This is a genomic window from Klebsiella sp. GB_Kp056 (assembly GCF_040064755.1).
In the GTDB taxonomy this organism is placed as follows: Bacteria; Pseudomonadota; Gammaproteobacteria; order Enterobacterales; family Enterobacteriaceae; genus Klebsiella; species Klebsiella quasipneumoniae.
In genome coordinates this window covers 41044-67485 of the sequence record NZ_JBEAJA010000051.1, presented here as the reverse complement: position 1 = coordinate 67485, position 26442 = coordinate 41044, and the positions used below count along the sequence as shown (strand labels likewise).

Here is a 26442-nt window from a genome sequence, read left to right as displayed (position 1 = left end):
CGATTTTGTTGATGTCGTTATGCGGACGCGCGATGACCAGCGAGGTCACCACTTCGCCGATGCGCTGCGCCGATTCGACGCCGGAATCCACCGCCGCTTTCACCGCGCCGACGTCGCCTTTCACCATCGCGGTGACGAGGCCGGAACCGACGTTTTCATAGCCGATCAGTTCGACGTTGGCGGCTTTACACATCGCATCCGCTGCTTCAATGCAGGCCACCAGACCTTTGGTTTCGATCAGACCTAATGCATCACCCATTTGCGTTCTCCTGGCCTTCAGGCCTTGTGTTTAATGACGATTTTGTTGATGTCGTTATGCGGACGCGCGATGACCAGCGAGGTCACCACTTCTCCGATGCGCTGCGCCGATTCCACACCGGAATCCACCGCCGCTTTTACCGCGCCGACGTCGCCTTTCACCATCACGGTGACCAGGCCGGAGCCGACGTTTTCATAGCCGATCAGTTCGACGTTGGCGGCTTTACACATCGAGTCCGCTGCTTCAATACAGGCCACCAGACCTTTGGTTTCGATAAGCCCCAATGCATCACCCATCGTGATCTCCTCCAGAACAGGTTTTGTGATTCGGGAAAACCGTCCGCGTAACGGCATCAACACGCGGAAGCGGCGTTCGGGGTTCACTATAGGGAATGGGAAGGGAAGTGAAATTTAAATCCGTGTAGATGAATATTTTAGTTTTTTACTCTGTGATTTAGCTTTTTTTAGGCTTCTTTTTATCTTTTCGTTCTGTTCTATGCGTATTGATTTTTATGATGGTATGGCGCTTTTTTAATCTATTTATCGGCGGAAGATGAATGTTAATAAGATGATAATTACTTGCCAGAAGTCGGTAATATAGCCACGTTATAATTGTGGGTATGCTCAAGTTTTGGCGTCGAAGCTAAACGCAAAACGTGCGCTTTTAGCATCCAGGGAAAAGGGGGCAATACTCGAGCGTGAGCGAGGGCGCATTTTCCTCGCGGCGGTACAGGGGGGACGGGTTAATTAAGCGTGCTGCCGGACTTCAGCGTGCATATGTAGAGCGGTGAGTTGATTGAGCTCAGCAGGATAGCTTTGTCGTTAAGCTTTTGCGCATTGAGGAACAGGCCGTCGTGGCTGTCGGACATCTCGCGCATGAAATAGTCGAAGATGACATCCGGCGATTCGTCGATGGACGAGGCGCTGGATTCCCACTTCTTGATGCGGTAGTGGCGCTCGGTTGCCGAGATGCGCTGGCTGGTGTAGCTGAATTTGACGTAACGCTGCAGGTAGAGCCAGCCGGCGGCAGAATCGGTATAGCCTTCCACTACCATCGAACCGTTGCCATTAGCGGCAAAATTAAAATGGATATTGCCGTTCACATTCTCTTTTTCCATGTTCTCAAAACGCATGATCGCTTTGGTGGAGCAGCTCATCACGCCGTCGTTGGCATCCGGCAGCAGGCGCCACGCGCTAAACCCGGCGGCGGCGATAAACGCGAGGGCAGAGAGGGCGAAAAAGGTGCGGGGCGCGAGTCTCATTGCGGTTTCCAGGAGTAGTAAAAGTAGTTATCGCAATAGCTAAAAGGGTTGTCTTCGTGCATCGCGCAGTGGGCGAGAAACACCCGGCCCAGGCCGTTGGTCTCCAGCCGGTCGCCATAGAAGAAAACAAAACGCTCGCCCGGCTTGCAGCTGAGCTTCAGTCGCTGACGCACCTCATCAAAATTCTTACCATAGGCCGTCGCCGAGACCGAACGCAGCATTTCGTCGCTGGCGAGCAGTTCGCACTGGCTGTGGTTCATCAGCGTCAGATTAATTGGCCGGGCGACGTGGGTGCCGGCAAAAGTGAATGCCATCAGCAGCAGGGCGATGACCAGCAGGCAGCCGCCGGACAGATACCAGCACATCCCGCGCGCATGTGGTGAAGCGGCAGGCGGTGTGGTTTCCCTTTCTGACACCGCGGGTTCGTCAGGCGACTCGGCAGGGCTAGCGGCATCGGCCAGCGCCGGCCCGGCGTCGAGCAGTTCGATGCTGAGATCCTGATTCAGCTGCAGCATGCCGCGCGACACGGTGACGATAATGTTATCGATATCGTAGTGGCGGAAGGTTTTGCGCAGCATGCTCAGATACTGGTTGAGGTTGCTGTTGGAAGACGTTAAGCCGTTATCGTCCCAGACTTTTTTCAACACTTCATCGCGACTGACCACGCCGGTATGGCGGAGAAAAAAATAGAGCAGCGCGCTGGCGGTGATGGATAGCTGGCTATCCGGTTCATCGCTGCCGGGCAGGGTTAGCGTGCCGTCCGTTGCATCATAAATGAGACGGGCATTGATGTTGTAGCGCATCGCGGCCTCACTCTATTCGCTTCATGCGGGAAGCGTCATTTTGGTCAGATCGTTCACCAGCGACCGGCGGTGTTCGCTGCTCATGGTGCGCCCCTCGGTCAGCTCAGATAACCAGATGCCGTCGGCGGCGTAGCGAACCAGGGTACCGGTTGGGCCGTTATCCAGCGCATCGCCTTGCGCCAGGTGGCCAAGCATCCAGTCGCGCCAGCATTTTCGCAGCACCGGTTCGTCCGGCATCGCCAGCGAGAGCACCATCAGCTGACGGCTTTCGTGCGTGTCCGTCAGCTGCGGATTGGACAGATAGTGTAAATAGGCGCGGGTAAAGCGCCCGTAAGCGATGTTATCGGCGGCCATCAGTTCGCTAATCGCCTTTTCCATAATCGCCAGCAGCCTGGCGAACAGAGCGAAAATCAGCGCCTGCTTATTGGGAAAATGGTGCAGGAGTCCGCCTTTGCTGACCCCAGCCTCGCGGGCGACAGCGTTCAGCGACAGGGCGGCGATACCGTCCCGGCCGGCAATCATCGCCGCCGATTCAAGCAGCTGACGGTGGAGACGGACGGGATCTTTTTTACGATGCTGGGCTTCCATATTCATGGCCGGAATCATACCGACCAGACGGTATGATTATTTTTGATCGCTATCAATATGAGAGGCGGCTTCGCGGGACGGGATGCCGTTAATGCGTGGAGGCTCACAAATTGTCATATTAATGAAAGCGATAACCCGGAAGGGCTATCGCGTTGAGGTTTATTTCGTTGCCAGATGCACCGCCAGGCCGCTTTGCCCCGGCACCAGCTCCGGGCGAAGCGTCAGCGATGGGATCAGATAGTCGCCATGATTTTGCCGGCGAAATGGAATGGGCTCAGTTTGCCAAAGCGTGTCCAGCCGCCCGGCCAGGGTGGCGCACTGGTTGGCGAATTGCCCGGCATCGGTTTTATCCGTGCGGTAGAACACCAGCGGCGGAAGCACCTCGAAGCCGGGATAGAACAGCATACCGTGCTGAATGGGGAACAGGATGTCGTCGATGGGGCCATTGATCCCGCGCGGTGAATAGTGTTCCGCCCAGCCGCCGGCGGTGACGATCAGCATTGCCCGCTTGCCGACGAAGGTGCCTTCCCCATAGCGATCGCCCCAGTGGCGGTCGCTGTGCTCGCCGACGCCATAGGCAAAGCCCCAGGCGTATACCCGGTCGATCCAGCCTTTCATGATCGCCGGCATCGAGAACCACCACAGCGGGAACTGAAAAATCACCGTATCGGCCCACAGCAGCTTTTCCTGCTCGGCTGCGATATCCGCGCTTTGAGTTCCTTGCGAAAAGGCCTGTTTTGAATCAAGGGTAGGACGCCAGAACTCGCCGACCGGCGGCGCGCCGCTGTCGTCGGCGTCATACCCGGCCTTCCAGCGCATGGCGTAGAGATCGGACACCTGGACTTCATGACCGGCCTGCTGCAGATGACGGATGGCGAAATCTTTGAGTCCGCCATTGAGGGAGCGCGGTTCCGGATGGGCGTAAATCAGCAGTACTTTCATAACATCACCTCTGAAGTGGGAAGATCTGCAGAGTAGGAAAGCTGGCGCTATAGTAGAAATTAATTACTTCAATCCCAGGTATAGCTGTGATTAATTTACATCGTCTGGATCTCAATCTGCTGCGCACGCTCGACGTGCTGCTCAGTGAAAACAACGTCACCCGGGCGGCGCAGCGGCTTAATCTGTCGCAGCCGTCGGTGAGTATTCAGCTCGCCAGGTTACGGGAGATGTTTGCCGACCCGCTGCTGATGCCGGGCCCGCGCGGCATGCAGCCCACCGCCCGCGCCGATGAGCTTCGCCAGCCGCTGCGCGCCGCGTTAGCCGCGCTGGAGCAGGCGGTGGCGCCGGTCAGCCCTTTTGATCCGGCGACGGCGGCGGAGACCTGGCGGGTGGCGGCGACGGACTATATGGCCTCGGCGATCCTCCTGCCGTTGCTGGGCAGGCTACGCCTGGCCTCTCCCGGCAGTCGGCTGGCGGTATTTGAGCTCCAGCCGGCGCGTCTGGAGCAGCAGGCGGCCAGCGATGAAGTGGATCTCTGCTTCCATACCCGCGAGGGCGCGCCGCCGGGGCTGCATCAGCGCCTGCTGTTTCGCGAGCGCTACGTGCTGGCGGGTCGGGCCGGGCATCCGGCGCTGCGGCAAGGGTTGAGTCTGGAAACGTTCTGTCAGCTGGAGCAAGCGATCGTCTCCCCGGACGGGGGCGGCTTCAGCGCGGCGACCGATACCGCGCTGGCGAACCTTGGCCTGACGCGGCGGGTTGTCCTCTCTGTGCCACATTTCCTGTTTATGCTGGAGACCCTGCGCAACAGCGATTTGGTGGCGATGCTGCCGGAGCGGCTGGTGCGCGGGCAGAGCGGGCTGGTGGTCGTCGAGCCGCCGCTGGCGGTCGCCGGCTTTGAGATGCTGATGCTGTGGCACGAACGCTGGCACCGCGACCCGGCGCATCAATGGCTGCGCCAGTTCATTGTAAATTCACTGGAGGAACAGACATGCTGAGCGGACTGAATCACCTGACCCTGGCGGTCAGCCAGCTGGCGCCGAGCGTGGCGTTTTATCAGCAGCTGTTGGGCATGACGCTGCACGCCCGCTGGGACAGCGGCGCCTATCTCTCCTGCGGCGATCTGTGGCTGTGCCTGTCGCTGGATCCGCAGCGGCGTGTCACTCCGCCGGAGGAGAGCGACTACACCCATTATGCGTTTAGCATCAGCGAAGCGGATTTCGCCCGCTTCGCCGCTCGCCTTGAGGTTGCCGGCGTGGCGGTGTGGAAGCTGAACCGTAGCGAAGGCGCCTCGCACTATTTCCTCGACCCCGACGGCCACAAGCTGGAGCTGCACGTCGGCAGTCTCGCCCAGCGCCTGGCCGCCTGCCGCGAACAGCCGTATAAGGGGATGGTGTTTTTTGACCAGTGAAGCTGCCTTGCAGACGTGGGGTAACCCGTCGCCCCGGTAAGCGCAGCGCCACCGGGGAGAACAGGTTGCACTTCACTCCATCGCCACCTTCACCGCTTCTCCCAGCTTCACCATCACCGCTTTATGTTTCTCGGTCGGCGGCAGGGCGCAGTTGATCCTGACGCAGTTGCGATACTTGCCCGCCGCGGAAAACAGCGAGCCCGGCGCGACCTGGATCTTCAGCCGGCACAGCTGTTTGGCGACACAGACCATATCCACCTGTTCCGGCAGCTCCACCCACAGCATAAAACCCCCTTTCGGCCGGGTGACGCAGATCCCGCAGGGGAAAAATTCCCGCAGCCAGCAGGTATAGATCTCCATATTGCGCTGATAGATCTGCCGCATCCGCCGCACGTGACGGTGGTAGTGGCCTTCGCGAATAAAGTTACAGGCCGCCAGCTGAGTGGAGGGGACGTTGGTGCCGCTGGCGGCGTACTTCATCTGTAGCAGCTTGTCGTAGTAGCGACCGGGGGCGATCCAGCCGATGCGCAGGCCGGGGGCGATGGTTTTGGTAAAGGAGCTGCAGAGCATCACCCGGCCGTCGATATCCCAGGAGTGAATTGTGCGCGGGCGCGGGTACTCGGTGGCCAGCTCGCCGTAGATATCATCCTCGAAAATAACGATATCGTGGCGCTGGGCCAGGTTCAGCACTGCGCGCTTGCGAGCGTCCGGCATGATAAAGCCCAGCGGGTTGTTGCAGTTCGGCACCAGGATCACCCCTTTGATCGGCCACTGATCCAGCGCCAGCTCCAGGGCCTCGATGCTGATCCCGGTTTCCGGATCGGTGGGGATCTCAATCGTCTTTAATCCCAGTCCGCGCAGCATCTGCATGGTGCCGTAATAGCAGGGGGATTCCACGGCGATGATGTCCCCTGGCTGGCACACCGACAACAGGGCCAGCGACATCGCGCTGTGGCAGCCGCTGGTGAGCACCAGATCGTCGGCAGTCACCACCGATCCGCCGTCGAGCATCAGGCGGGCGATCTGCTCCCGCAGCTCGCGGCGCCCGGCCAGTTCGTCATAGTTCAACACCTCAGTGAGGTTGTGCTGGATCGCCCGGCTCAGTTCGCGCCAGATGGGCTTCAGGCTTGGCTGCGTCACGTCCGGCGAGCCGCCGCCGAAGGGGATGATCGTTTTATCGTAGCGGGCGTCGAGCATGGTCAGCACCTGATCCCACTGGGTGATCTCCACCGGGCGCTGCACCGGGCGCGACATCGGCGGCACCGGCGGCTGGGCCTTGCGGGGGGCGACGAAATAGCCCGATCGCGGCTGCGGCACAATCATCTGCTGCTGCTCTAGCAGCTGATAGGCCTGCTGGACGGTGCTGATGCTGACGCCGTGCTCCTGGCTCAGGCTGCGCACCGACGGCAGCTTTTCGCCGTGGCGATACAGGCCCTGTTCAATGCGTTCGGCCAGCAGCATCGCGAGATGTTGATAGCGGGTCATGTGTATCCTTAATTGCCGCCATACAGATGGAATAACCAGTACAGATGGCCGTAAAAAGTGGGGTCTGCTGTACGTTTTAGCCAATCTGTATGTTAAAGAAAAGTGTTTTGTGAATCTGTATTCCTCACCCCCAAATCCGTGAAGATAAAGCCTCTGGCAAGGTGAGGAGGTAGAGGATGGAATTTCACGAGAACAGGGCAAGACAGCCATTTATCGGTTTCGTACTGCTGGTGCGGTTTGTCAAAAAATGGTGGCTTCAGGAGCAAACGCGCAGAGCTTTGCAGAAAATGAGCGACGAACAGCTGAAAGATATCGGCCTGCGTCGGGATCAGATCAATTAAAAAGTGCGGTTTTTTTCAGACATCATTTCTTCTTTGCCCCGGTAAGCGCTGGCGACGCCGGGGAAACATTCACGAAATTTATCAATTGATGCGACGCGACCTTCCGTTTCTTGATACTTACCCTGATAAGTATTATTTTCTTCTCAACAATGAGAGGAAAAGCTGTGACTGAAGACGAACTGTTTGCCCGCCGCCCGCTGGGGATGCGGATGGCCATGGTGGTGCGCCAGTGGCGCGCGATTATTGACTCCGCTATCACCGATACGGGACTCACCCAGTCCAGCTGGACGGTGCTGATGCAGCTGCATCAGCTGGGAGACAACGTCTCGGTCAGCGAACTGGCGGAGGTGCAGGGGATTGAACTGCCGCCGCTGACGCGCACCCTCTCATTACTGGAAAAGCAGGGCTATCTGTTGCGTTCCACATCGCCATATGACAAACGCATTCGCCTGCTGACGCTGACTGCCGAGGGGCGGGCTATTCTGGAAAAACTGAGCCGCGTGATCGAGACCTATCAGGAGCGCGTAACCCAGACCATCCCGGAGGCCGACCTCGCCACCTTCAGCGCCACGTTAAATCAAATCGCCTGCCGTTTGCGGACTATCCGCGAAGAAGATAACAAGATCTAACACACTATGATGACGCCTGAACAAAAATTTGCCCGCTGGGTACGGGTGAGTATTGCCGCTTTTCTGGCAATATTCGCCTGGTTTATCGTTGCCGATATCTGGATCCCGCTGACGCCGGACTCCACCGTCATGCGCGTGGTGACCCCGGTTTCGTCGCGGGTCTCCGGCTATGTCTCGCACGTCTACGTGCATAACAATAGCCAGGTGAAAAAGGGCGACCTGCTGTATGAGCTCGACCCAACGCCATTCATTAATAAAGTTGAAGCGGCACAGATCGCCCTTGAACAGGCGAAGCTGAGCAACCAGCAGCTGGACGCGCAAATCGCCGCCGCCCGCGCCAACCTGCGCACCGCGCAGTACACCGCCCGTAACGATAAGGTCACGCTCGATCGCTATCAGCGCCTGAGCACCATGCAGAACGTCTCGCAGTCCGATCTCGACAAGGTGCGGACCACCTGGCAGACCAGCGAGCAGTCGGTCTCGGCGCTGAACGCGCAGATCCAGAACCTGCTGATCCAGCGCGGCGAGCGCGACGATAAGCGCAACGTCACCCTGCAGAAATACCGCAACGCGCTGGAGGAGGCGCAGCTGAATCTGGCCTGGACCAAAGTGCGTGCGGAAACTGACGGCATGGTCAGCAACCTGCAGCTTAACCCGGGGATCTACGCCACCGCGGCGACGGCCGTGCTGGCGCTGGTCAACAACAATACCGATATCGTCGCTGACTTCCGTGAGAAGAGTCTGCGCCACACCGCGGTAAATACCGATGCGGCGGTGGTCTTTGACGCCCTGCCGGGGGAAGTTTTCCCGGCGCATGTCACCAGCAGCGATGCCGGGATTCTGGCGGGGCAGGAGGCAGTTAACGGTCAGCTGTCGCAGCCGGAACAGTCCACCCGTTGGGTGCGCGACGCCCAGCGAATGCGCATTCACGTCGCGCTGGATCAGCCGCTGGAGAAACCACTGCCGACCGGCGCCCGCGCCACGGTGCAGCTGTACAATAGCGAGGGACCTTTCGCCCGCACCTTCGCCGGCCTGCAGATCCATCTGGTGAGCTGGTTGCACTATGTCTATTAATACCCTGGCGCACGTCTTTACCCCGCACGGCAATATCGTCTACACGGCGAATGATTTTCGCCAGACGGTGCGTATCGCCGTGGCCGGGACCATTGCCCTCAGCATCTCCACCTTCTACGACGTGCAGTACGGCGTATTTTTTGTGGTTTATCCGCTGATGCTGATGTCGCTGGTGCCAGTGTTCAACCGCCATGTCGCCCGCCAGTTTGTATTTAGCGCGGCGGTGAACTGCGTCGAAATGGTATTGATCGTTGGCTATCTGTCGCAGTGGCCGGTGATCATGACGCTGGTGGTGTTCGCCCTGTACGTGATGCGTTTTCGCTTTATGAGCCAGGGGCCGCTGTTTCTGCTGGGGTCGATGGGGGTGGTGTGTCAGAGCACGATGCTCAACTTTATGAGCTACCCGACCAGCAACTGGCACACCCTGATGTTCTCCAACATGGAAGCGTGCGTGCTGGCGGTGGCGCTAAGCGCGCTGCTGCATTACCTGATCCCGGACGTCGAGCCGCGCAAGCCGCCGCCGCGCATTGAAAAAGACGCCGCCCGCATCCGCCACGAGTCGCTGCTCTCCGGCACGGTGGCGACGATCATCTTCGTGGTGTTTCAGATCTGCGATCTCAGCGACTCGCTGTCAGCGCTGATGGCCGGGATCCTGATCCTGTTCCCGATGCACTATCGCGGGGCAGTGATCAGCTCGATCTGGCGCGTGGCGGGGGTGGTGCTGGCTTGTCTGTATATTCTGGTGGTGCAGTTGATTATCTATGACTTCAGCAACCACATGGTCCTGATGATGCCGCTGATTGGCCTCGGGCTGGCCTTCAGCGCCCGTCTGCACGTGATGGAGAAAGTGGGCGCCGGGGTGGGCTTCGCCAGCATCACCACCATCGGCATTATGTTTGGCCAGAATCTGCATCCCTATCAGGATCTGGTATTCAGCGATCTGTACCGCATCACCTCGGTGACGGTCTCGCTGGTGGTGACGCTGACCCTGGTCTTTCTGATGCACCGCCTGCTGAACTGCTTCGCGGCGACGCGCTTTGTGGTAAGCGATTAACCTGCCGATGGGAAGGTGGCGAGACAGCGCCACGCTTCCCCGTCCTGCTGATACAACGCCGCCGTCAGCTCCGGCAGGATCCAGCTTCGCGCATCGGCTTCCGTCCCCTCCAGCAGGATGCACAGCCCGCAGCCGCTGCGCAGCTGGCGGGGAATATCTTTGACCTCGAAGGTCATTCCCGCCGCCTGCAGGGCTTTGCGCGTGCGCACCACTCCCACCGTGGAATGAAATAAAAACAGAAAGGTTGTCATCCGCGCCTCCGCTGACGCTGGCCGATCAGCGCCGCGCCGATCGCCCCGGCATACTGGGCGTCGGGATGGGTTGTCACCGCCATGCCGACATGGCTTTCCAGCATGCGGGCAAAGGCGGCGCAGTGGCTGACGCCGCCGGTAAACAGCAGCGGTCCCTGCGCCGATAAGCGGCCGATAAAGTTCGCGCTGCGCCGGGCCATGGCGTTAATCACCCCCGCCAGAATCGCCTCCGGCGCGACCCCGGCCGACCGCAGGCTGATGACTTCCGATTCGGCGAATACCGTACACATGCTGGTGATGGCGTGCGGTTCCACGCCGTCGGTAATGACGTCCAGCTGTTCGACGCTGGCGCCGAGGGTTCGTGAAATGACCTCCAGAAAACGGCCGGTGCCGGCGGCGCATTTGTCATTCATCAGAAAGTCGCTGAGGTTGCCCCCGGCATCCAGCAGGATAACCTTGCTGTCCTGGCCGCCAATATCAATCACCGTGCGGGTGTCCGGCGCCAGCAGGCGGGCGCCGAGGCCATGACAGGAAATCTCCGTCACCTGTTTATCGGCAAAATCCACCAGCTGGCGGCCATAGCCGGTGAGGGTTAAAAAGGGCGTTTCCGCGAGGCCAGCGCGCAGCGTCTCCCAGGCCTCATGGATGGCGTCGGCGGGGCGAAAGGGGGTCGGGCAGAGGAAACGACGCGTAATCACCCCGTCCGCCAGCAGGATGCCTTTCGTGGCGGTGGAGCCGGAATCAATACCAACCGTGTAGATCACGCCTGCTCCTTACAGCATTTCGATAAAGGCGGCGACGCGGGTGCTGAGCTGGCCGAGGTCCGCTGTCGAATAGTCGGTTTCAATCGCCATATAAGGAAGGTCGTGCTGCTGGCGCAGATGGCGTTTAATGGCCAGCGATTCCACGGCATAGGTATGGCAGGCCTGCAGGATGACGTCGATTACCCCGTCGGCCTGGTACTCCTCCACCATCTGGCTCAGCAGCTGCAGGCGCTGATCGTTAGGGGAAATACAGGAGCAGCCGATGGCGAGATATTTATCGGTTAAGGCGTCGTAGACGTCGCCCTCTTCCGCCACGCAGCGCTCGGTCGCCTTCGCGCCGGTGCAGTTTTCATAGCCCACCACCCAGCCGCCGTTTTCTTCGATGGCGCGAACCACTTTCTCCGCCGCCCCGCCGATCGGGCAGCCGGTGATCAGAATGCGCGGGCGTGAGGCCAGTCGTTGACCCTGCCGCCACTCCTGACGGATGCGCTCCGCCATGGCGTTGAGCTCGTCAATCAGCGCGGTTTTGTCGAAGCGGAAGGTGGCGCCATACACCACTTTCAGGATGTCGCCGCCGCTGAGCGCCGGCGGATTGAGCTGCCCGAGACGATAAAAGTGGGCCAGCGCCCGGCGTTCGCGGTTTTTCAGCACGATGGCCTCGCGCAGCGCCGCCTCGCTAATCGGCGCGCCAAACTGCGCCTCAATCACCTGCTGCAGGCGCAGGATCTCCGCTTTCCACAGGGCGCGGGAGGCCGCGTCGCTGGCGCTGTTCGGCAACTGCATCACGTGGACCGCCTTGAACTCGGCCATGTACTCGTACATTTTCTTTTTACCGTCGCAGGTGGTTTCCCCAACCACCAGGTCAGAGAAATAGAAGTAGGGGCATTTATCGGTTTTGCCGAAGCCGTAGCTGCTTTTGATTAACGGACAGAGGTTGCGCGGCAGATCTTTTTCCGCTTCCTCGATGGTTTCATCGGAGGTAGAGCACAGCGAGACCACCACGGCCCCCGCCGCCATGGCGATCTCCTGAGGCATAAAGGTGCAGTAGGTGCCCACCAGCGGCACGTTCTGCTCTTTAAGATCCATGACGGTGAGAAAGCCCTTCTGGCGAGCTTCCGAGAACTGGTCAAAAATGGCGGGTAGATCGGTGATAAGCGACATGGTTTTCCTTCCCCGTACACGGGAGATGCTGAAAGAGTCGCCATTATAACCCTGTTGTTTGTATGCTTTTATTGATCTCCTGCGTCTGCGCGCGGCGTTAATAGACCTTCTTTAAATCCATCTCTTCCTGGATCCGCTCGCTCCATGCCAGATGGGTGCGGATGGCCTCTTCGATACCGGCGTTGTAAAACAGCGGCCCCAGCTCCTGGGCGATAAAGTCGACAAAAAATTCAGCGTCAAACTGCTCCAGTTCGAGGTTAAACGTCTCTTCGCAGTACTTGCTGAGCCTGTCGCGCAGCAGGTCGCGCTGCGCCGGGCTGAGTTCAATCTCACTCATGATAGGGCTTTCTCCGTAAAAGGGGTCACGACTGCCGGGCTTCAATGACCGCTTGCGCACACTGGCGCTGGTGGCGTAACAGTCCGGCGAGGCAGCAGGCGGCGGCGAGCCCCGCGACCACCGCCAACAGGTGGAAGGGCAGTCTCCCGCCATGGAACCACAGCCAGCGCGCGCCTTCAATCGATAAGGCGCTGACGCTGAGGATCACGATATTCAGCGAGGCGGAGACCGTGCCTTTCGGCAGGTCGTTGGAAAAGAGGGTAAAGCGGAACAGCGTCGGGAAAATCAGCCCGATGCCGAAGGCGTAGAAGCAAGTGCCGAGCACCGACCACAGCCAGACGTGCGGCCAGGCCAGATTTCCCACGATCAGGATGGCCAGGCCGAGCATCTGTACCGGCACCGCGCTCAGCACAAAGCGCGGACGGGTGGGATCTTTTACCCAGCGCGCCACCGACAGGTTGGCAATGATGACGGCGCTGAAGACCGGCACCTGGCTCCAGGCGAACTCGCTGGTGGTCAGCCCGCCGGCGTCCATTAAAATCACCGGCGATACCGCCACCCAGCTCATCAGCGGAATATAGCTCAGCGACAGCGTGGCGGCGCCGAGCAAAAAGATGCGGTTGCGAAAGACGTTGCGAAAATCGCGCAGCACGCCCAGGGGGCTGAACGGCACATCGCCGCGGCGCACCGTCTCCGGCATGGTCAACAGCAGCCCCAGCCAGGCCACCAGCCCCATGGCGGCGATAATGCCGAACAGCGCTTTCCAGTGGATAAAATGCATCAGCGCCGCGCCGGAGAGCGGGCCGACGATCGGCGCCACCAGCACGACGGAGGTGATCACCGCCATCAGCCTGATCGACCTTTTTTCCTCAAAGGCTTCCTGTACGGTGACGTAGCCGACGGTGGCGATAAAGCAGATGCTGGTGCCCTGCACGAAGCGGGCGATCAGGAACTGGGTCATGGAGGTGGTGAACAGCGTCGCCAGGCAGGCAAGGGTGAAAATCAGCGCGCCGGTGAGCAGTACCGGACGCCGTCCGATCCGGTCAGAGAGCGGCCCCAGCAGCCACTGCAGCGCCATGCCGCCGGCCATATACAGGCTCACCGAGGCTGGAGCCAGCGCCAGATCGGCGTTGAAATCCCGCACCACGTGCAGGATCCCCGGCTGGATCAGGTCGGTGGTGAGATAGGCGGAAAAATCATACAGAATGAGCGCCGCCGGGAAGAACAGCGCGGCGGCGTGCCGGGTTAGCCAGCGGGTCATCCGGTGCATCATCTCGCCCTCCCTGTGGAATATTTTTCAGCGCGATTGTTCAGATAGTATCATTGCTAACCAATATGCAGATGCAGCAGCGACGGGATCTGCGAGAGCAGCCACAACAACAGGCCGATGGTTCCCCCCACCAGGGTGCCGTTGATGCGGATGAACTGCAGATCTTTACCGATATTAAGCTCGATCTGCCGCGACATATCGCGGGCGTCCCAGCTCTTCACCGTGTCGCTGATATGCCGAGTGAGGAAGGCGGCGAACTCCGGCGCCACCCGGTGCGCCGCCTGCTCCAGGTGTTCGTTAAGCGATTCGCGCAGCGCGTCGTCGCGGAGTAAGGTTTCACCGAACCACTGGCCAGCCTCGGCGATGCGCTGCTTGATACGCGAGTCGTCGCTGCTGATATCGTTTTTTACCCAACCGCGCAGGTCGCCCCACACTTCGCCAAGATAGCGGTTGAAGGTCTCATCATTTTTCAGCCAGGCTTTAATGTTATCGGCCTTCTGCGCCAGTTCCGGGTCGGATTTCAGGTTATCGATTAGCTTTTGCGTCGCGCGGTCAAAGGTCTGGCGGATCTGGTGGGTGCGATCGTGAGTGACCTCGTCCAGCAGGGTATTCACGGCGTCGGTGACCATCTCGGCGCTGTGCTCGCCGAGCCACTCGGTGGGTAATAGCCTGGCCTTCAGCGGGTGTTCGGTCTCCAGCCAGCGCACGATGCCGCGGGCGATAAAGGCGCGGGAGCTGTCGCGCTGCAGCAGGGCGATCAGCTGATTTATCAGCGAATCCAGCAGCTTTTGATGGCGGTTGTCGCGGGTCAGCCCCTCCAGCATCATGGCGCTGGTCTGCGTCAGGTCGACCTTATCGATCGCCTTATGCACCGCGCGCCGCAGCAGGCGCTGAATGCGGGCGTCATCGGTCAGTTCGAGAAAACCGCTCATCACCTGCAGCAGGTGCTGGCCGACCCGCCGGGCGTTCTCCGGCTGGCTGAACCAGTTGCCGAGCATCAGAGCTGGTTGATAGCGGCGGATCAGCGCCACCAGCGACGGGGTATCGAGGAACTTCTCTTCCACAAAGCGGCCGAGGTTGTCGGCGATGCGATCTTTGTTGCGCGGGATAATCGCGGTATGGCGGGCGACAAAGGGCAGCGGAATACGACGAAACAGGGCCACCACCGCAAACCAGTCGGCCAGCGCCCCGACCATCGCCGCTTCGGAAATGGCCTTCAGCGCGCTGACCCATGGCGTCGGCGGCAGCAGCAGGGTGGTGATAAATAGCGCGGCGGCGATCAGCAGCAGCGACAGCGCCAGCAGTTTGGCGCGTTTCAGTTCAGCGAGTTTTTCCATAAACTTAAGCATATAACCTGACGGCGAGGTCGTGCAAAAATCGCCAGATAATCCACAGACCGAACATCATCAGGATCGCCCCCGCCGCCCGCTCGACCCGCCAGACGATGGCGCTCAGGCGGTGCTGTACCTGCGGCAGCGCAATCGCGCTCACCAGCAGTAAATCCCAGAAGAACACCACGCTGACCATCCACAGGCCACTTACCGTTTGCTGCAGCAAGGTAACCGCCGGCCCCAGCAGGGAGGTCATCAGCGCCAGATAAAACAGCGCGTTCTTCGGGTTGAGCAGCGATGACCCCAGCCCCAGCAGCAGCTGCTTGCCGAACCCCGGACATGATGCGCGAACGTTCTCCACCGCCAGCGCCGCGGGACGGCTGCGAATCAGCAGGCTGCCAATCCACAGTAAATAGCCTGCGCCCAACAGCTCGATGAGCAAAAACAGCAGCGGCGCCTGGCGCAGAAGCCCCCAGCCAACGATGGCCAGGACTATATACAACGCATTCCCGGCGGCGATGCCGAGACACAGTCCGAGGCTGCCGCGGATCCGGTAGCGTACAGCGTAACCGACCAGCAGAAAAAAATCGGGGCCCGGGCTGAGCAGAGCGACAAAGTGGGACAGGGCTAACGCCGGAAAGGCGGCGGGGAAGAGAGTCGATAAGGTATTCATAGTGGCCTCGATAATGGTGCTGAGGCCACCCTACGCCAGGTGGAAAATTACTTATTGTCGGAAATTGATCGGCTTTGCGCATACTGCCGCGGCGTGGCGGCGGTATAGCTGACGAAGGTTTTATGGAAATGGCTCTGATCGGCAAAGCCGGCCTGATAGCCGACGTCGGCAATAGGGTCCCCGGCACGTAAGCGCGTTTTCGCATATTCAATGCGCGCCATATTGATCAAACTGGCGGGCGTCAGGCCGGTATCCTGTTTCACGGCGCGGATAACGGTCTCTTTACGTAGCGCGCTGTCGTGGGCCAGCTTATCCAGCGATGGCGGCGCCGGCAGATCTGTCGCCAGGCGCTGAAACAGCAGGGCGCTGGCGTGATGTGGCGCCTGCGGCGCGGCGGCGCACAGCGGCAGCGCGTGCAGGAGCTGCGCCAGCCGGGCGGGCAGTTGCTCAATGCGGCCGCGGCTCATCAGGGCGACAATCTGCTGGAAGCAGGCAAAGAGAGGGCTGTCGCGCAGCAGCGGCTGCGGCGAGGTGATACTGGCGCCAGGGGGAATATCTGGACGCTGCGCATGGCACCATGCCGCCTCCAGGTACAGCATATGATAGCTGCGCGGCCGGTCACGCAGCGGATTACAGCTATGCGGCGCGTGCGGCGGGATCACGATCAGATCCCCGGGCTGCAGGAGATATTCCTGACCATTGCACAGGCAGCGCGTTTCACCGTCGATAATCGCCCCCACCGAGAGCTGCGGGTGGCTGTGGCGCTTATAGGCCTGACGGCTGCGCCAGGTGCTGCGCAGCTCCAGCCACGGCAGGCGATCGTCTCGCCAGAAGGTTTGGGGAATATCTCGGGTATGGTTCACCGCATCGACCTTTGCTGAGGGGATAAATCGTTTATAGCATGCTGCGCCGAGGCTGTCGCCCGCCGGGATTTGCGTACCGCGTCGAAAAAGTATGTCACGCTTGCAGTCCGGGGAAATATGTTTTCGTCGCGGAATGTAAAATCCCGGTTTCCGGGGTGTCAGCGACATTCATGGGAGGTAGAGTCCCTGCAGGATAAGCAGGCAGGGATGAGTCGATGGCAAAGGGCACCACCTCGACGCCGCATGATGCGGTGTTTAAACAGTTTCTCACTCAGGCCGACATCGCGCGTGATTTCCTGGCGATCCATCTACCGCCTGCGCTGCGTCAGCGCTGCGACCTCGATACCTTACAGCTGGAGTCGGCAAGCTTTATCGAGGAGAGCCTGCGGGCCTGGTACTCCGATGTGCTGTGGTCACTCAAAACCGCGTCTGGCAAGGGATACATTTATGTGGTTATCGAACATCAGAGCTCACCGGACGTGCAAATGGCTTTTCGCCTGATGCGCTACGCCATCGCCGCGATGCAGCGCCATCTGGATAACGGTCATACCAGACTGCCGCTGGTGGTGCCGATGCTGTTCTATCACGGAGCGACCACGCCATACCCGTGGTCGCTCAGCTGGCTGGACTGCTTTGCCGATCCACAGCTGGCGAGGGAGCTTTATGCCTCGCCCTTTCCGCTGGTGGATATCACGGTGATCCCCGACGATGAGATCGTTCGTCACCGGCGGGTGGCATTACTCGAGCTGATACAGAAGCATATTCGCCAGCGCGATTTAATGGCGATTGTTGAGCAGCTGACGACGATTTTACTTAGCGGTGACGCTAATGACAGGCAGATAAAAACGCTGTTTAATTATCTACTGCAGACTGGCAACGCGCGTCGCTTTGGCCGGTTTATCCAGGAAGTGGCGCAACGGGTTCCTCAGCACAGGGAGAGATTGATGACCATCGCCGAACGATTACAGGAAGTGTGGCGCAGAAAAGGCAAGCGTGAAGGACAGCATGCCGAGGCGCTGCGCATTGCCCAGAGGATGCTGGCCGACGGCATTGCCCGCGAGACGGTGGTGAAAATCACCGGCCTGACCGCCGACGAGATCGCCGCGCTGGCGCATTGATAACGCCGGGACGGCCTGACGGTCGCCCCGGTTAGCCACCGTTATGGAATATTCCGGATATACCTAACTTTACCCGCATCGCCAGCCATCTCGACTACCCTTAATATCCTTAACGGCATTTTTGACTGCCTTAATAGCGATAACAAGGAGACATGCGATATGGCCTATCAGACGGTGAATCCTGCGAACAATCAGCTTATTAAAACGTACCCGGCGCACAGCGATGCGGACGTGGAGGCGGCGCTGCGGCAGGCGGATGCGCTCTATCATTCTGCCTGGGCGAAAGGCGATATTGAACCGCGTCTGGCGGTGCTGCATAAGCTGGCGGATCTGATCGACAGCCGGGCGGAAGATCTGGCGAAAATCGCCAGCGAGGAGATGGGGAAACTCATTAAGCAGAGCCGCGGCGAAGTAAAACTGTGCGCGCAAATCGCCCGCTATTACGCCGATAACGCCAAATCGATGCTGGCGCCGGTGAAATACCCCACCGAACTCGGCGACGCCTGGGTTGAACACCATCCCATCGGCGTATTAGTGGCGGTGGAACCGTGGAACTTCCCCTATTACCAGCTGATGCGCGTCCTGGCGCCAAACCTGGCGGCCGGGAACCCGGTTATCGCCAAACACGCCAGCATTGTGCCGCACTGCGCGGAGACCTTTGCTCATCTGGTGCGCGAGGCCGGCGCACCAGATGGGGCGTGGACCAATCTGTTTATCTCCCAGGAGCAGGTGGCGAAGATTATCGCCGACGATCGTGTGCAGGGCGCGGCGCTGACCGGGTCGGAAAAAGCTGGCAGCGTGGTGGCGGCGCAGGCGGCGAAGCATATTAAAAAATCGACCCTGGAACTCGGCGGCAACGATGTGTTTGTGGTGCTCGACGATGCCGACCTCGATCGCGCGGTGAAAATCGGCGTCCAGGCGCGGCTGAACAACGCCGGCCAGGTGTGTACTGCCGCCAAGCGGTTTATCCTGCATGAGAACATCGCTGAGTCGTTTCTGACGAAATTTAGCGAGGCGTTTCGCCAGGTAAAAATAGGCGATCCGCTGGATGAAAGCACCACGCTGGGGCCGCTCTCCTCTAAAGATGCGCTGGAAACCTTAAGCAAGCAGGTTGACGAGGCGGTCAAAAACGGCGCCACGCTGCATCTGGGCGGCAAACCCGTGGCGCGAGACGGCAACTTCTTTGAACCCACTATCCTGACCGGTATCACCCGCGACAACCCGGCGTACTTCGAAGAGTTCTTTGGCCCGGTGGCGCAGATCTACGTGGTGAAAAACGATGAGGAGGCGATTGCGCTTGCCAACGATTCTCACTATGGCCTGGGCGGCGCGGTGTTCAGTCAGGATATCGAACGCGCTAAACGGATGGCATCCGCCATTGAAACCGGGATGGTCTATATCAACTGGCTGACCGATACCGCGCCTGAACTGCCGTTTGGCGGCGTGAAGCGTTCCGGTTATGGCCGGGAGCTCTCCGATCTCGGCATCAAAGAGTTTGTGAACCAAAAGCTGGTGGTGGTTCGCCGCTAAGCCCGACCATAAAAAAACCTGCCATCCGGCAGGTTTTTTTATAATAGATTTATTGCACTTCGACTTTATCCCAGCCGCTTTTGAACATACAGCTGTCGACTAAGGTCTCCCGCTGATATTCATTCGCGTCTTCTACCGTATAACTTGTTTCAACATCCTGTTTCTTATGCTTTTTGTCGGTTTTTTCTGAACTGGACCCGGTCACCACGTTATCCGGAGGGAGATCGACCAGGGCCTGCGCTTCACATTCGGTGAGCTTTTTATGCATGTCGGCATCGCTTAAACCCGGCTTCACCCAGGTATACTGAGTGCAGCCGGTGAGCAGCAACGCCAGGCTCAGCGCAGAGAGCGCGGCGAGACGTGATTTCATCAGAAGGTAATCCCGCCGCCCACGTAGGCGCCATCAATCAGGGTGTGGTTTGGGCGGCCCTCTTTGCCGTCAACGCTCACGTGACGGTAACCGACCTTCAGGGTCAGTGGACCAACCGGGGACCAGCTCACGCCGCCGTTCGCCTCAACATAGTTTTTCACGCTGTTGTTCAGGCCGTCGGGGGCGACATACCCTTCGCCAAACACGTGGATGCTGTCGGTCAGGGCCACGTTCACTCCGCCGCCGACCGGAAACGCGACGCCGTTATCGCCTTTTTTCGGCCCGAGGTAGATAGCTTTCGCGCCAGCGTTGAGCATCACCGGGCCAACTTCCAGATTGTAACCCGCGCCAACGCCGCCGGTCTGGCTACCATCATCGGTATTCTTCAGCCAGTGGCTTTCGGCATACAGGCCGGAAGAGGATTTACCCATTTCCATATTCAGGTTGGTAAAATTCTTACCTTGTTCAACGGTAAACCCCATTGCCATGGCGGAACCAGAGACCGCGGTCAGGGCAGCAACAATCAGGATGTTAAGCTTTTTCATGGTTTGCTCCTCGTCATTAAATTTGTCTGAGGGCACCTTAACAATCGATGTTTACCTCTGCAAATGTGACTTACGTCGATTTTTTATGCTGTGTTTGTCAGGGAAGTGTTTTGAAAATGTTGTAATGACGTTGGGTTATGGCGAGGTCAATCATCAAATTTGGTCTGTTTAGCCACAGTTTAATGGGGGGGCTAAACAGAAACTGAACAGGGCGGGCATTAATTATTAAGCGTCCTATTCATTGAATTTATTATTATTTCCAAAAGTGTTTCTGCTGTTACTTATAAAAACGTTGATTTACATTTTTCGACGCGATGACGACGTTTTAACCCTGTCTTTGACGATGTACGGGGAGAGAAGGGGGCCTGCGCCTTAGCGCGCAGGCGGGCAGATTAGCGTCGTAGCCCGGCAAATGCCGCGCGAATCTCCTCTTCCGGCAACTGAATGCCGATAAACACCAGCGTGCTGTGCGGCGTTTCATCGCCCCACGGGCGATCCCAGTCGGCGCTGTAGAGGCGCTGCACGCCCTGGAACAGCAGGCGATTTGGCTCGCCGTCGATCCACAGCATCCCTTTATAGCGCATCAATTGCTCGGCGAAGGAGAGCAGCAGATTTTCCATTACACGCGACACTTCGCTGATATCCACCGGGTAATCCATCTCAACCACGATTGATGACACGTCGTTTTGCTTCTCTGCCATAAAGTGGAAACGCGGTTTGCTGTTTACGACGTTCTCTTCCAGCATAAAGCCGCTGGTGTTAAACAACTGGCTAAGATCGATATCGCCGTGAATGACGGTATAAATCGGCGCCCGGGCATTAATGCGCGCCAGCCGTTCGCGCAATTTTTCGGTGTCGCCGGCAACATCAGTTTTGGTCAGCAAAATGCGGTCTGCGTAGCCTACCTGCGACTGGGCGATGGTGAACTGATCCATCTGCTGGTCGGCATGGACCGCATCCACCAGGGCGATCACGCCATCCAGCAGATAGCGCTCGCAAAGCACCTCGTGGGAGAAAAAGGTCTGGATAATCGGCCCCGGGTCGGCCATGCCGGTGCATTCAATCACCAGCCGGTCGAACTCGATTTCACCGCGGTCGCGGCTGTCGAGCAGATCGAGCAGGGCGTCTTCCAGTTCGTTGGAGCGCGTACAGCAGATGCAGCCGTTGGTCAGGGTTTTAATCTGCGTGGCGCGGTCGCCGATCAGCTGATCGTCAACGGCGACTTCGCCAAATTCATTTTCAATCACGGCGATTTTAAAGCCGTGCTGTTCGTTGAGAATATGGCGCAACAGGGTGGTTTTACCTGCGCCGAGAAAACCGGTGAGTAGGGTGACTGCAATCGGTGCCATTATTGCCTCCATTAACAGCAGCGGACGCCGCCTTTGCCGTCGCCGCCGTAGCGGGCCTGCTGGCGTTCGCGGAAGAATTCTTCATAAGTCATGTACGGCTGATCCGGATGGTTGGTTTGCATATGGGTGACGTAGTTGTCGTAATCCGGAATGCCAATCAGCATTTTCGCCGCCTGACCGAGATATTTTTTTGCCTGACCTAAGTTACCAAACATTGTAAGTTCCAGATAACGAATAAAGCCGGATGGCGGCTAGCGCCTTCTCCGGCCTACGTTGATGCGCTTTTTTGTAGGCCGGATAAGCGTAGCGCCATCCGGCATCGGGGTTAATGATGTGACGAGGTCTTCACGCCGCCTTCCGGTACCGGCACGTACGGGGTCTCTTTGTCGGTACGCACTTTATTGTTGCGGACAGTGAGCCAGGTTTTGATGCCGTAGAAGATGATGCTGTACACCACCACCAGGAACAGGATGCTCAGGCCGGCGTTGGTGTAGTTGTTGACCACGATATGGTTCATGTTGGCCACCTGCTGGGCGGTCAGCTCGCCACCGGCGGCGATCTTCTCTTTATACTGCTGAGCCATAAAGAAGAAGCCTTCCATCTGCGGGTTGGTGCTGAACAGCTTCAGGCCCAGCGCCCAGGTGGTGCACAGTAGCAGCCACGCAGCCGGGATCACGGTGACCCAGATATATTTGGTGCGCTGCATTTTGACCAGCACCACGGTGCCAAGCACCAGCGCCACCGCGGCCAGCATCTGGTTAGAGATACCGAACAGCGGCCACAGGCTCTTCACGCCGCCCAGCGGGTCGACCACGCCCTGATACAGCAGGTAGCCCCACAGCCCGACGCAGCCGGCGGTACCGATAATCCCGGCGACCAGCGAGTCGGTTTTTTTCAGGAACGGCACGAAGTTACCCAGCAGATCCTGCAGCATAAAGCGGCCTGCGCGGGTCCCCGCATCCAGCGCGGTGAGGATAAACAGCGCTTCAAACAGGATACCGAAGTGGTACCAGAAGCCCATATCCGCCATCGGGATGATTTTGTGGAACACATGAGCGATACCCACGGCCAGCGTCGGCGCGCCGCCTGCGCGGTTCAGAACGGAAGGTTCGCCGATATCTTTCGCGGTTTGCAGGATTTGCTCAGGTGAGATCACGAAGCCCCAGGAGCTGACGGTCGCTGCCGCGTGAGCGGTGACATCCCTCAGCTGGGCGGCAATCAGCGCCGCGTTTTCACCGCCCATTTCGTGCAGGTTCGGCATGGTGATGCCCAGACCCGCCGGCGGGGTGTTCATCGCGAAGTAGAGGCCCGGTTCGATAATCGATGCCGCTACCAGCGCCATCACCGCCACGAAGGACTCCATCAGCATTGCGCCGTAGCCGATAAAGCGGGCGTCGGTTTCGTTGGCCAGCAGCTTCGGCGTGGTGCCGGAGGCGATCAGGGCGTGGAAGCCGGAGACCGCGCCGCAGGCAATAGTGATAAACAGGAACGGGAACAGGGCGCCTTTCCACAGCGGACCGGTACCGTCAATGTACTGGGTCACCGCCGGCATTTTCAGGTCCGGGTTAAGGATCACGATACCCAGCGCCAGGCCAACGATGACGCCGATTTTCAGGAAGGTCGCCAGGTAGTCGCGCGGCGCCAGAATCAGCCATACCGGCAGCAGAGCCGAGATAAACGCGTAGCCAATCAGGGTAAAGGTGATGGTGGTGTCTTTAAAGGTCAGCGCCGGGCCCCAGTACGGGTCGTGGGCAATCACGCCGCCGAAGTAAATAGACGCCACCAGCAGGACGATACCGATGACCGATACTTCGCCTACGCGGCCCGGGCGCAGGAAGCGCATGTAGATCCCCATAAACAGGGCAATTGGCACCGTCGAGCAGACGGTGAAGACGCCCCAAGGGCTTTCCGCCAGCGCTTTCACCACGATCAGCGCCAGCACCGCGAGGATGATGATCATTATCAGGAAGCAGCCGAACAGCGCGATGGAGCCCGGTACGGGACCCATCTCCTGTTTGATCATCTCGCCCAGCGAGGCGCCGTTACGCCGTGAGGAGATAAACAGCACCATAAAGTCCTGTACCGCGCCTGCCAGCACGACGCCCGCCAACAGCCACAGGGTACCCGGCAGGTAGCCCATCTGCGCGGCGAGCACCGGGCCCACCAGCGGACCGGCGCCGGCAATCGCGGCAAAGTGGTGGCCAAACAGCACGTAGCGGTTGGTCGGCACATAGTTCAGGCCATCGTTATTAATGACCGCTGGCGTGGAGCGCGTCGGGTCAAGCTTCATCACCTTCTGCGCGATATACAGGCTGTAATACCGGTAGGCGACGAGGTACACGGAAACCGACGCCACCACGATCCACAGGGCACTGACGTGCTCACCGCGGCGCAGGGCGACGACTGAGAGGCAAAATGCCCCGATGATCCCGAGAATCACCCAGGGTATGTGCTTGAATAGTTTTTTGGTATCCATAGTAAAACCTGGCGTTAATGAGATGAATAATTGGCCGAAGCCGTCTGGTTTTAAGTAAGAGTTGATGGAGGTATTGATTAGCTAGGCTGCCTCCGATCTTGCCAGACCGGCGCGCGCGTAAAGATGAGTAAATGGGTGAGTGGTTGTATAGGAGGTTAAGCGGTTACTGGAAGGGGTAAGCGGTTGGCTACGAAGTGAACAGGGCGGGATTATGTGATTGTGATCACAGGAGATTGTGGCCTGCGACGCTGTGGGTTAACGCTCCTCCCCAACCGGGGAGGAGCAGACAAGGCGATTACACTGCGACTTCCATTTCCATCATTACCGGGTGGAAGCGGCGCTTAAAGTAGATCAGCCCGTGGCCCTGCTGGCTCAGGGTTATATTCCTGATTTCTACCAGATAGACCAGGTGGGTGCCGATGGTTTGTACCTGGCTAATCTCCCCTTCGAGACTGGCCAGCGACCCCTTCAGCACCGGCTGCCCGAGCGCGCCCTGCTGCCAGCCGCTAAGGGCAAAACGCTCTTCCATCGTCACCCCGGTCATCCCGGCGAAATGACGGGCCATGATTTCCTGTTCATGGTTCAGCACGTTGATGCACAACTTGCCGTTGCCCTGAAACACCGGGTTCATCGCGCTGTTGGCGTTGATACACACCATCACCGAGGGCGGCGTATCCGTCACCGAGCACACCGCCGTGGCGGTAATCCCGCAGCGGCCGGCTTCGCCTGCGGTGGTGACCACGTTAACCGCCGCCGACAGGCTGGCCATGGCATCGCGAAAACGCAGGCGTTGTTCATCTAATTGCATTATGACCTCCCGCTGCGAATTACTTCAGCAGCTTATCCAACATGTTGATATCAGCGTTATTGTGCAGATGCGGCACCGTCCAGCCGTTCTGGTCGTACTCGGACAGGCAGCGGTCGACCATCGCCATCATCTTGTCCATATTGCCGGAGCTCTGCGCCTGGCGCAGACACTGCAGGCGAATCTCATCCTGGCTACCGGAGTAGTTGATTTCATACAGCTCGTGGCGGCCGCCGAATTCGCTGCCGATGGCGTCCCACATCAGTTTGAGGATCTTGATACGTTCAACGTGATCCATACCGTTGGAGCCGCGCACGTACTTCGCCAGATACTGGTCAATCTGCGGATTATTCAGATCGCGGGCGCTGGACGGCAGATAAATCAGGCCGCTGGTGACGTTGCGCTCGATGATGTTCTTGATCTTGGCGTAGGCCATCGGGGCCATCACGCGATAGGTCTGCAGCGCGGCGTGATCCGGCAGCCATGCGCCGTTGACCCACGGCGTCGCTTCCGAGCACATGGAATCGCTCAGCGCCCAGAACATGTTGCGCCATGCCACCACTTCGCCGAGGTCGGCCTGCACGCCGCGGAACTCGAGGGTGCCGGTACATTCCAGCGAGCGCTTCAGCAGGGCGGTGATAAAGTCCAGTTTTACCGCCAGACGTACGCAGGCCTGCAGCGGGTACATGCGGGCGAACCCCCCTTCCATGGTCCAGCGGCGGCAGCGGTCGAAGTCGCGATAAATCAGCACGTTCTCCCATGGGATCAGCACCTTATCCATTACCAGAATCGCGTCGTTCTCGTCGAAACGGCTGGAGAGCGGATAGTCGTACGGGGAGCCGGTCGCGCCGGCGACCATCTCATAGGAGGCGCGGGAGATCAGCTTGACGCCTTCGGCGTCCATCGGCGCGACGAACATCAGCGCGAAGTCCGGGTTTTCGCCCATCACCTGCGCGGAGCCGAAGCCGATCATGTTGTAGTGGGTCAGCGCCGAGTTGGTGGCCACCACTTTCGCGCCGCTGACGATGATCCCGGCATCGGTCTCTTTTTCCAGCTTGATGTAGACGTCCTTCACTTCATCGGCCGGCTTGTGGCGGTCGATCGGCGGGTTGACGATCGCATGGTTAAAGTACAGGCCGGTTTCCTGAATGCGGGTGTACCAGTTGCGGGCGTTCTGCTCGAACTGGCCGTAAAACGCCGGGTTGGCGCCCAGCGCGCAGCCGAAGGCGGCTTTATAGTCCGGGGTGCGGCCCATCCAGCCGTAGCTTAAGCGCGACCACTCGGCGATGGCGTCGCGCTGCTGGCGCAGATCGTCGGCGCTTTTCGCCACGCGGAAGAATTTGTGGGTGTAGCCGCCGCTGCCGGTATCGGTGCCCCAGCACAGGGAATCCTGCATCTCCGGTTTGTGCAGCGCATCGTACAGTTGAGCGACGGAGGCCGCGGCGTTACGGAAGGCCGGGTGGGTGGTGACATCCTTCACGCGCTCGCCATAGATATAAATTTCGCGGCCATCCTGCAGGCTTTTTAAATACTCTTCGCCAGTTAACGGGCGTTTCGCGTCGGCGCGGAAATCTTCAGGTTTCATAGGGGCCTCTTCAGTATTTATCGGAAAATGATGTTAAATATATGTTTTGTTTTTGTTGTTCAATTGAAGCGGTTATTGCGCTTGTCGTGAAGGGACGTTTGCGACAACGACGGGTACTTTTCAGGCGGGAGTGAATTTTGTGATCTCGGCAGCGTTTGCCGGCTGGCGCG

General features: G+C 59.0%; 30 protein-coding genes. 8 read left to right on the top strand and 22 right to left on the bottom strand.

What is annotated here, in order from left to right:
• From ABLV52_RS13225 to ABLV52_RS13200, 6 genes are all read right to left on the bottom strand, one after another.
• The coding region (locus ABLV52_RS13225; RefSeq protein ID WP_154946367.1) for a BMC domain-containing protein at positions 1-259 on the bottom strand (259 nt) is incomplete at its 3' end.
• A gap of 17 nt (positions 260-276) precedes the next feature.
• Positions 277-555: a BMC domain-containing protein gene (locus ABLV52_RS13220; protein ID WP_004182810.1), complete on the bottom strand. Its 279-nt coding sequence runs from the start codon at positions 553-555 to the stop codon at positions 277-279.
• Positions 556-1001: 446 nt separating this feature from the next.
• On the bottom strand, positions 1002-1520 hold the full coding sequence (locus ABLV52_RS13215; protein ID WP_004204137.1) for a FidL-like protein: 519 nt from the start codon (positions 1518-1520) through the stop codon (positions 1002-1004).
• Complete coding sequence (locus ABLV52_RS13210) at positions 1517-2323, bottom strand: winged helix-turn-helix domain-containing protein (RefSeq protein ID WP_348890482.1); 807 nt, start codon at positions 2321-2323, stop codon at positions 1517-1519. Before ABLV52_RS13210 ends, ABLV52_RS13215 begins: the two co-directional genes overlap by 4 nt.
• Positions 2324-2344: 21 nt before the next feature.
• Positions 2345-2929 carry a TetR/AcrR family transcriptional regulator gene (locus ABLV52_RS13205; protein WP_086076454.1) on the bottom strand — a complete coding sequence of 195 codons (585 nt, stop codon included), beginning with the start codon at positions 2927-2929 and terminating at the stop codon, positions 2345-2347.
• Positions 2930-3070: 141 nt separating this feature from the next.
• Positions 3071-3853, bottom strand: a complete 783-nt coding sequence (locus tag ABLV52_RS13200; RefSeq protein ID WP_348890481.1) for an NAD(P)H-dependent oxidoreductase — start codon at positions 3851-3853, stop codon at positions 3071-3073.
• Between the two features lie 86 nt (positions 3854-3939).
• Between ABLV52_RS13200 and ABLV52_RS13195 the strand changes: the two genes are divergently transcribed.
• Both ABLV52_RS13195 and fosA read left to right on the top strand, forming a co-directional pair.
• A complete protein-coding gene (locus ABLV52_RS13195) occupies positions 3940-4848 on the top strand; it encodes a LysR family transcriptional regulator (protein WP_348890480.1) in 909 nt (302 codons plus the stop codon).
• A complete protein-coding gene (gene fosA / locus ABLV52_RS13190; RefSeq protein WP_017899137.1) occupies positions 4842-5261 on the top strand; it encodes a FosA5 family fosfomycin resistance glutathione transferase in 420 nt (139 codons plus the stop codon). The genes ABLV52_RS13195 and fosA overlap by 7 nt, the downstream gene beginning before the upstream one ends.
• Before the next feature lie 72 nt (positions 5262-5333).
• Here fosA and ABLV52_RS13185 read toward each other — a convergent pair whose 3' ends face one another.
• Positions 5334-6746, bottom strand: a complete 1413-nt coding sequence (locus ABLV52_RS13185) for a PLP-dependent aminotransferase family protein (RefSeq protein ID WP_348890479.1) — start codon at positions 6744-6746, stop codon at positions 5334-5336.
• A 176-nt stretch (positions 6747-6922) separates the two neighbouring features.
• Here ABLV52_RS13185 and ABLV52_RS13180 point away from each other — a divergent pair, with 176 nt between their 5' ends.
• From ABLV52_RS13180 to ABLV52_RS13165, 4 genes are all read left to right on the top strand, one after another.
• Positions 6923-7087 carry a DUF1127 domain-containing protein gene (locus ABLV52_RS13180; RefSeq protein WP_023319656.1) on the top strand — a complete coding sequence of 55 codons (165 nt, stop codon included), beginning with the start codon at positions 6923-6925 and terminating at the stop codon, positions 7085-7087.
• Between the two features lie 164 nt (positions 7088-7251).
• A complete protein-coding gene (locus ABLV52_RS13175; RefSeq protein ID WP_023291830.1) occupies positions 7252-7716 on the top strand; it encodes a MarR family transcriptional regulator in 465 nt (154 codons plus the stop codon).
• Between the two features lie 6 nt (positions 7717-7722).
• Positions 7723-8790 (top strand): HlyD family secretion protein, encoded by a 1068-nt coding sequence (locus tag ABLV52_RS13170; RefSeq protein ID WP_348890478.1) that lies wholly within the window; start codon positions 7723-7725, stop codon positions 8788-8790.
• On the top strand, positions 8780-9844 hold the full coding sequence (locus ABLV52_RS13165) for a DUF2955 domain-containing protein (RefSeq protein ID WP_064158455.1): 1065 nt from the start codon (positions 8780-8782) through the stop codon (positions 9842-9844). Before ABLV52_RS13170 ends, ABLV52_RS13165 begins: the two co-directional genes overlap by 11 nt.
• Here ABLV52_RS13165 and ABLV52_RS13160 read toward each other — a convergent pair.
• From ABLV52_RS13160 to ABLV52_RS13125, 8 genes are all read right to left on the bottom strand, one after another.
• The gene (locus tag ABLV52_RS13160) at positions 9841-10095 is read right to left on the bottom strand and encodes a DUF3343 domain-containing protein (protein ID WP_044525274.1); all 255 of its coding nucleotides are present in this window, start codon (positions 10093-10095) and stop codon (positions 9841-9843) included. The two genes, ABLV52_RS13165 and ABLV52_RS13160, sit on opposite strands and share 4 nt — an antisense overlap.
• A complete protein-coding gene (gene yjiL / locus ABLV52_RS13155; RefSeq protein WP_065812842.1) occupies positions 10092-10859 on the bottom strand; it encodes a putative 2-hydroxyacyl-CoA dehydratase activator YjiL in 768 nt (255 codons plus the stop codon). Before yjiL ends, ABLV52_RS13160 begins: the two co-directional genes overlap by 4 nt.
• 9 nt (positions 10860-10868) lie before the next feature.
• Entirely contained in the window at positions 10869-12020 is a 1152-nt protein-coding gene (locus ABLV52_RS13150) for a double-cubane-cluster-containing anaerobic reductase (protein ID WP_065812843.1), read from the bottom strand.
• A 97-nt stretch (positions 12021-12117) separates the two neighbouring features.
• Positions 12118-12357, bottom strand: coding sequence for a DUF2164 domain-containing protein (locus ABLV52_RS13145; protein ID WP_004204157.1), 240 nt, complete (start codon positions 12355-12357; stop codon positions 12118-12120).
• A gap of 25 nt (positions 12358-12382) precedes the next feature.
• Positions 12383-13630 (bottom strand): multidrug efflux MFS transporter MdtM, encoded by a 1248-nt coding sequence (gene mdtM / locus ABLV52_RS13140; RefSeq protein WP_348890477.1) that lies wholly within the window; start codon positions 13628-13630, stop codon positions 12383-12385.
• 53 nt (positions 13631-13683) lie between these two features.
• Positions 13684-14976, bottom strand: a complete 1293-nt coding sequence (locus tag ABLV52_RS13135) for a DUF445 domain-containing protein (RefSeq protein ID WP_023291837.1) — start codon at positions 14974-14976, stop codon at positions 13684-13686.
• Positions 14969-15631, bottom strand: a complete 663-nt coding sequence (locus ABLV52_RS13130; RefSeq protein ID WP_348890476.1) for a LysE family translocator — start codon at positions 15629-15631, stop codon at positions 14969-14971. The genes ABLV52_RS13135 and ABLV52_RS13130 overlap by 8 nt, the downstream gene beginning before the upstream one ends.
• A gap of 47 nt (positions 15632-15678) precedes the next feature.
• The gene (locus ABLV52_RS13125; RefSeq protein WP_065883234.1) at positions 15679-16494 is read right to left on the bottom strand and encodes an AraC family transcriptional regulator; all 816 of its coding nucleotides are present in this window, start codon (positions 16492-16494) and stop codon (positions 15679-15681) included.
• A 215-nt stretch (positions 16495-16709) separates the two neighbouring features.
• Between ABLV52_RS13125 and ABLV52_RS13120 the strand changes: the two genes are divergently transcribed.
• Positions 16710-17612, top strand: a complete 903-nt coding sequence (locus ABLV52_RS13120; protein ID WP_044525279.1) for an Rpn family recombination-promoting nuclease/putative transposase — start codon at positions 16710-16712, stop codon at positions 17610-17612.
• Positions 17613-17771: 159 nt separating this feature from the next.
• On the top strand, positions 17772-19142 hold the full coding sequence (locus ABLV52_RS13115; protein ID WP_348890475.1) for an NAD-dependent succinate-semialdehyde dehydrogenase: 1371 nt from the start codon (positions 17772-17774) through the stop codon (positions 19140-19142).
• A gap of 49 nt (positions 19143-19191) precedes the next feature.
• Here the strand turns inward: ABLV52_RS13115 and ABLV52_RS13110 are convergent, their stop codons facing one another.
• The 7 genes from ABLV52_RS13110 to hpaB form a co-directional block, all read right to left on the bottom strand.
• Positions 19192-19512, bottom strand: a complete 321-nt coding sequence (locus ABLV52_RS13110) for a hypothetical protein (RefSeq protein WP_023291842.1) — start codon at positions 19510-19512, stop codon at positions 19192-19194.
• A complete protein-coding gene (locus ABLV52_RS13105; RefSeq protein WP_023291843.1) occupies positions 19512-20057 on the bottom strand; it encodes a YfaZ family outer membrane protein in 546 nt (181 codons plus the stop codon). The genes ABLV52_RS13110 and ABLV52_RS13105 overlap by 1 nt, the downstream gene beginning before the upstream one ends.
• A gap of 392 nt (positions 20058-20449) precedes the next feature.
• Positions 20450-21406 carry a GTPase gene (yjiA, locus tag ABLV52_RS13100; RefSeq protein WP_023291844.1) on the bottom strand — a complete coding sequence of 319 codons (957 nt, stop codon included), beginning with the start codon at positions 21404-21406 and terminating at the stop codon, positions 20450-20452.
• An 11-nt stretch (positions 21407-21417) separates the two neighbouring features.
• Positions 21418-21621: a YbdD/YjiX family protein gene (locus ABLV52_RS13095; protein WP_002887451.1), complete on the bottom strand. Its 204-nt coding sequence runs from the start codon at positions 21619-21621 to the stop codon at positions 21418-21420.
• A gap of 110 nt (positions 21622-21731) precedes the next feature.
• The gene (btsT, locus tag ABLV52_RS13090; RefSeq protein WP_064155471.1) at positions 21732-23882 is read right to left on the bottom strand and encodes a pyruvate/proton symporter BtsT; all 2151 of its coding nucleotides are present in this window, start codon (positions 23880-23882) and stop codon (positions 21732-21734) included.
• A 295-nt stretch (positions 23883-24177) separates the two neighbouring features.
• A complete protein-coding gene (locus ABLV52_RS13085) occupies positions 24178-24690 on the bottom strand; it encodes a 4-hydroxyphenylacetate 3-monooxygenase reductase subunit (protein WP_023291846.1) in 513 nt (170 codons plus the stop codon).
• A 19-nt stretch (positions 24691-24709) separates the two neighbouring features.
• On the bottom strand, positions 24710-26272 hold the full coding sequence (gene hpaB, locus ABLV52_RS13080) for a 4-hydroxyphenylacetate 3-monooxygenase, oxygenase component (protein WP_002887473.1): 1563 nt from the start codon (positions 26270-26272) through the stop codon (positions 24710-24712).
• Positions 26273-26442 lie beyond the last annotated feature (170 nt).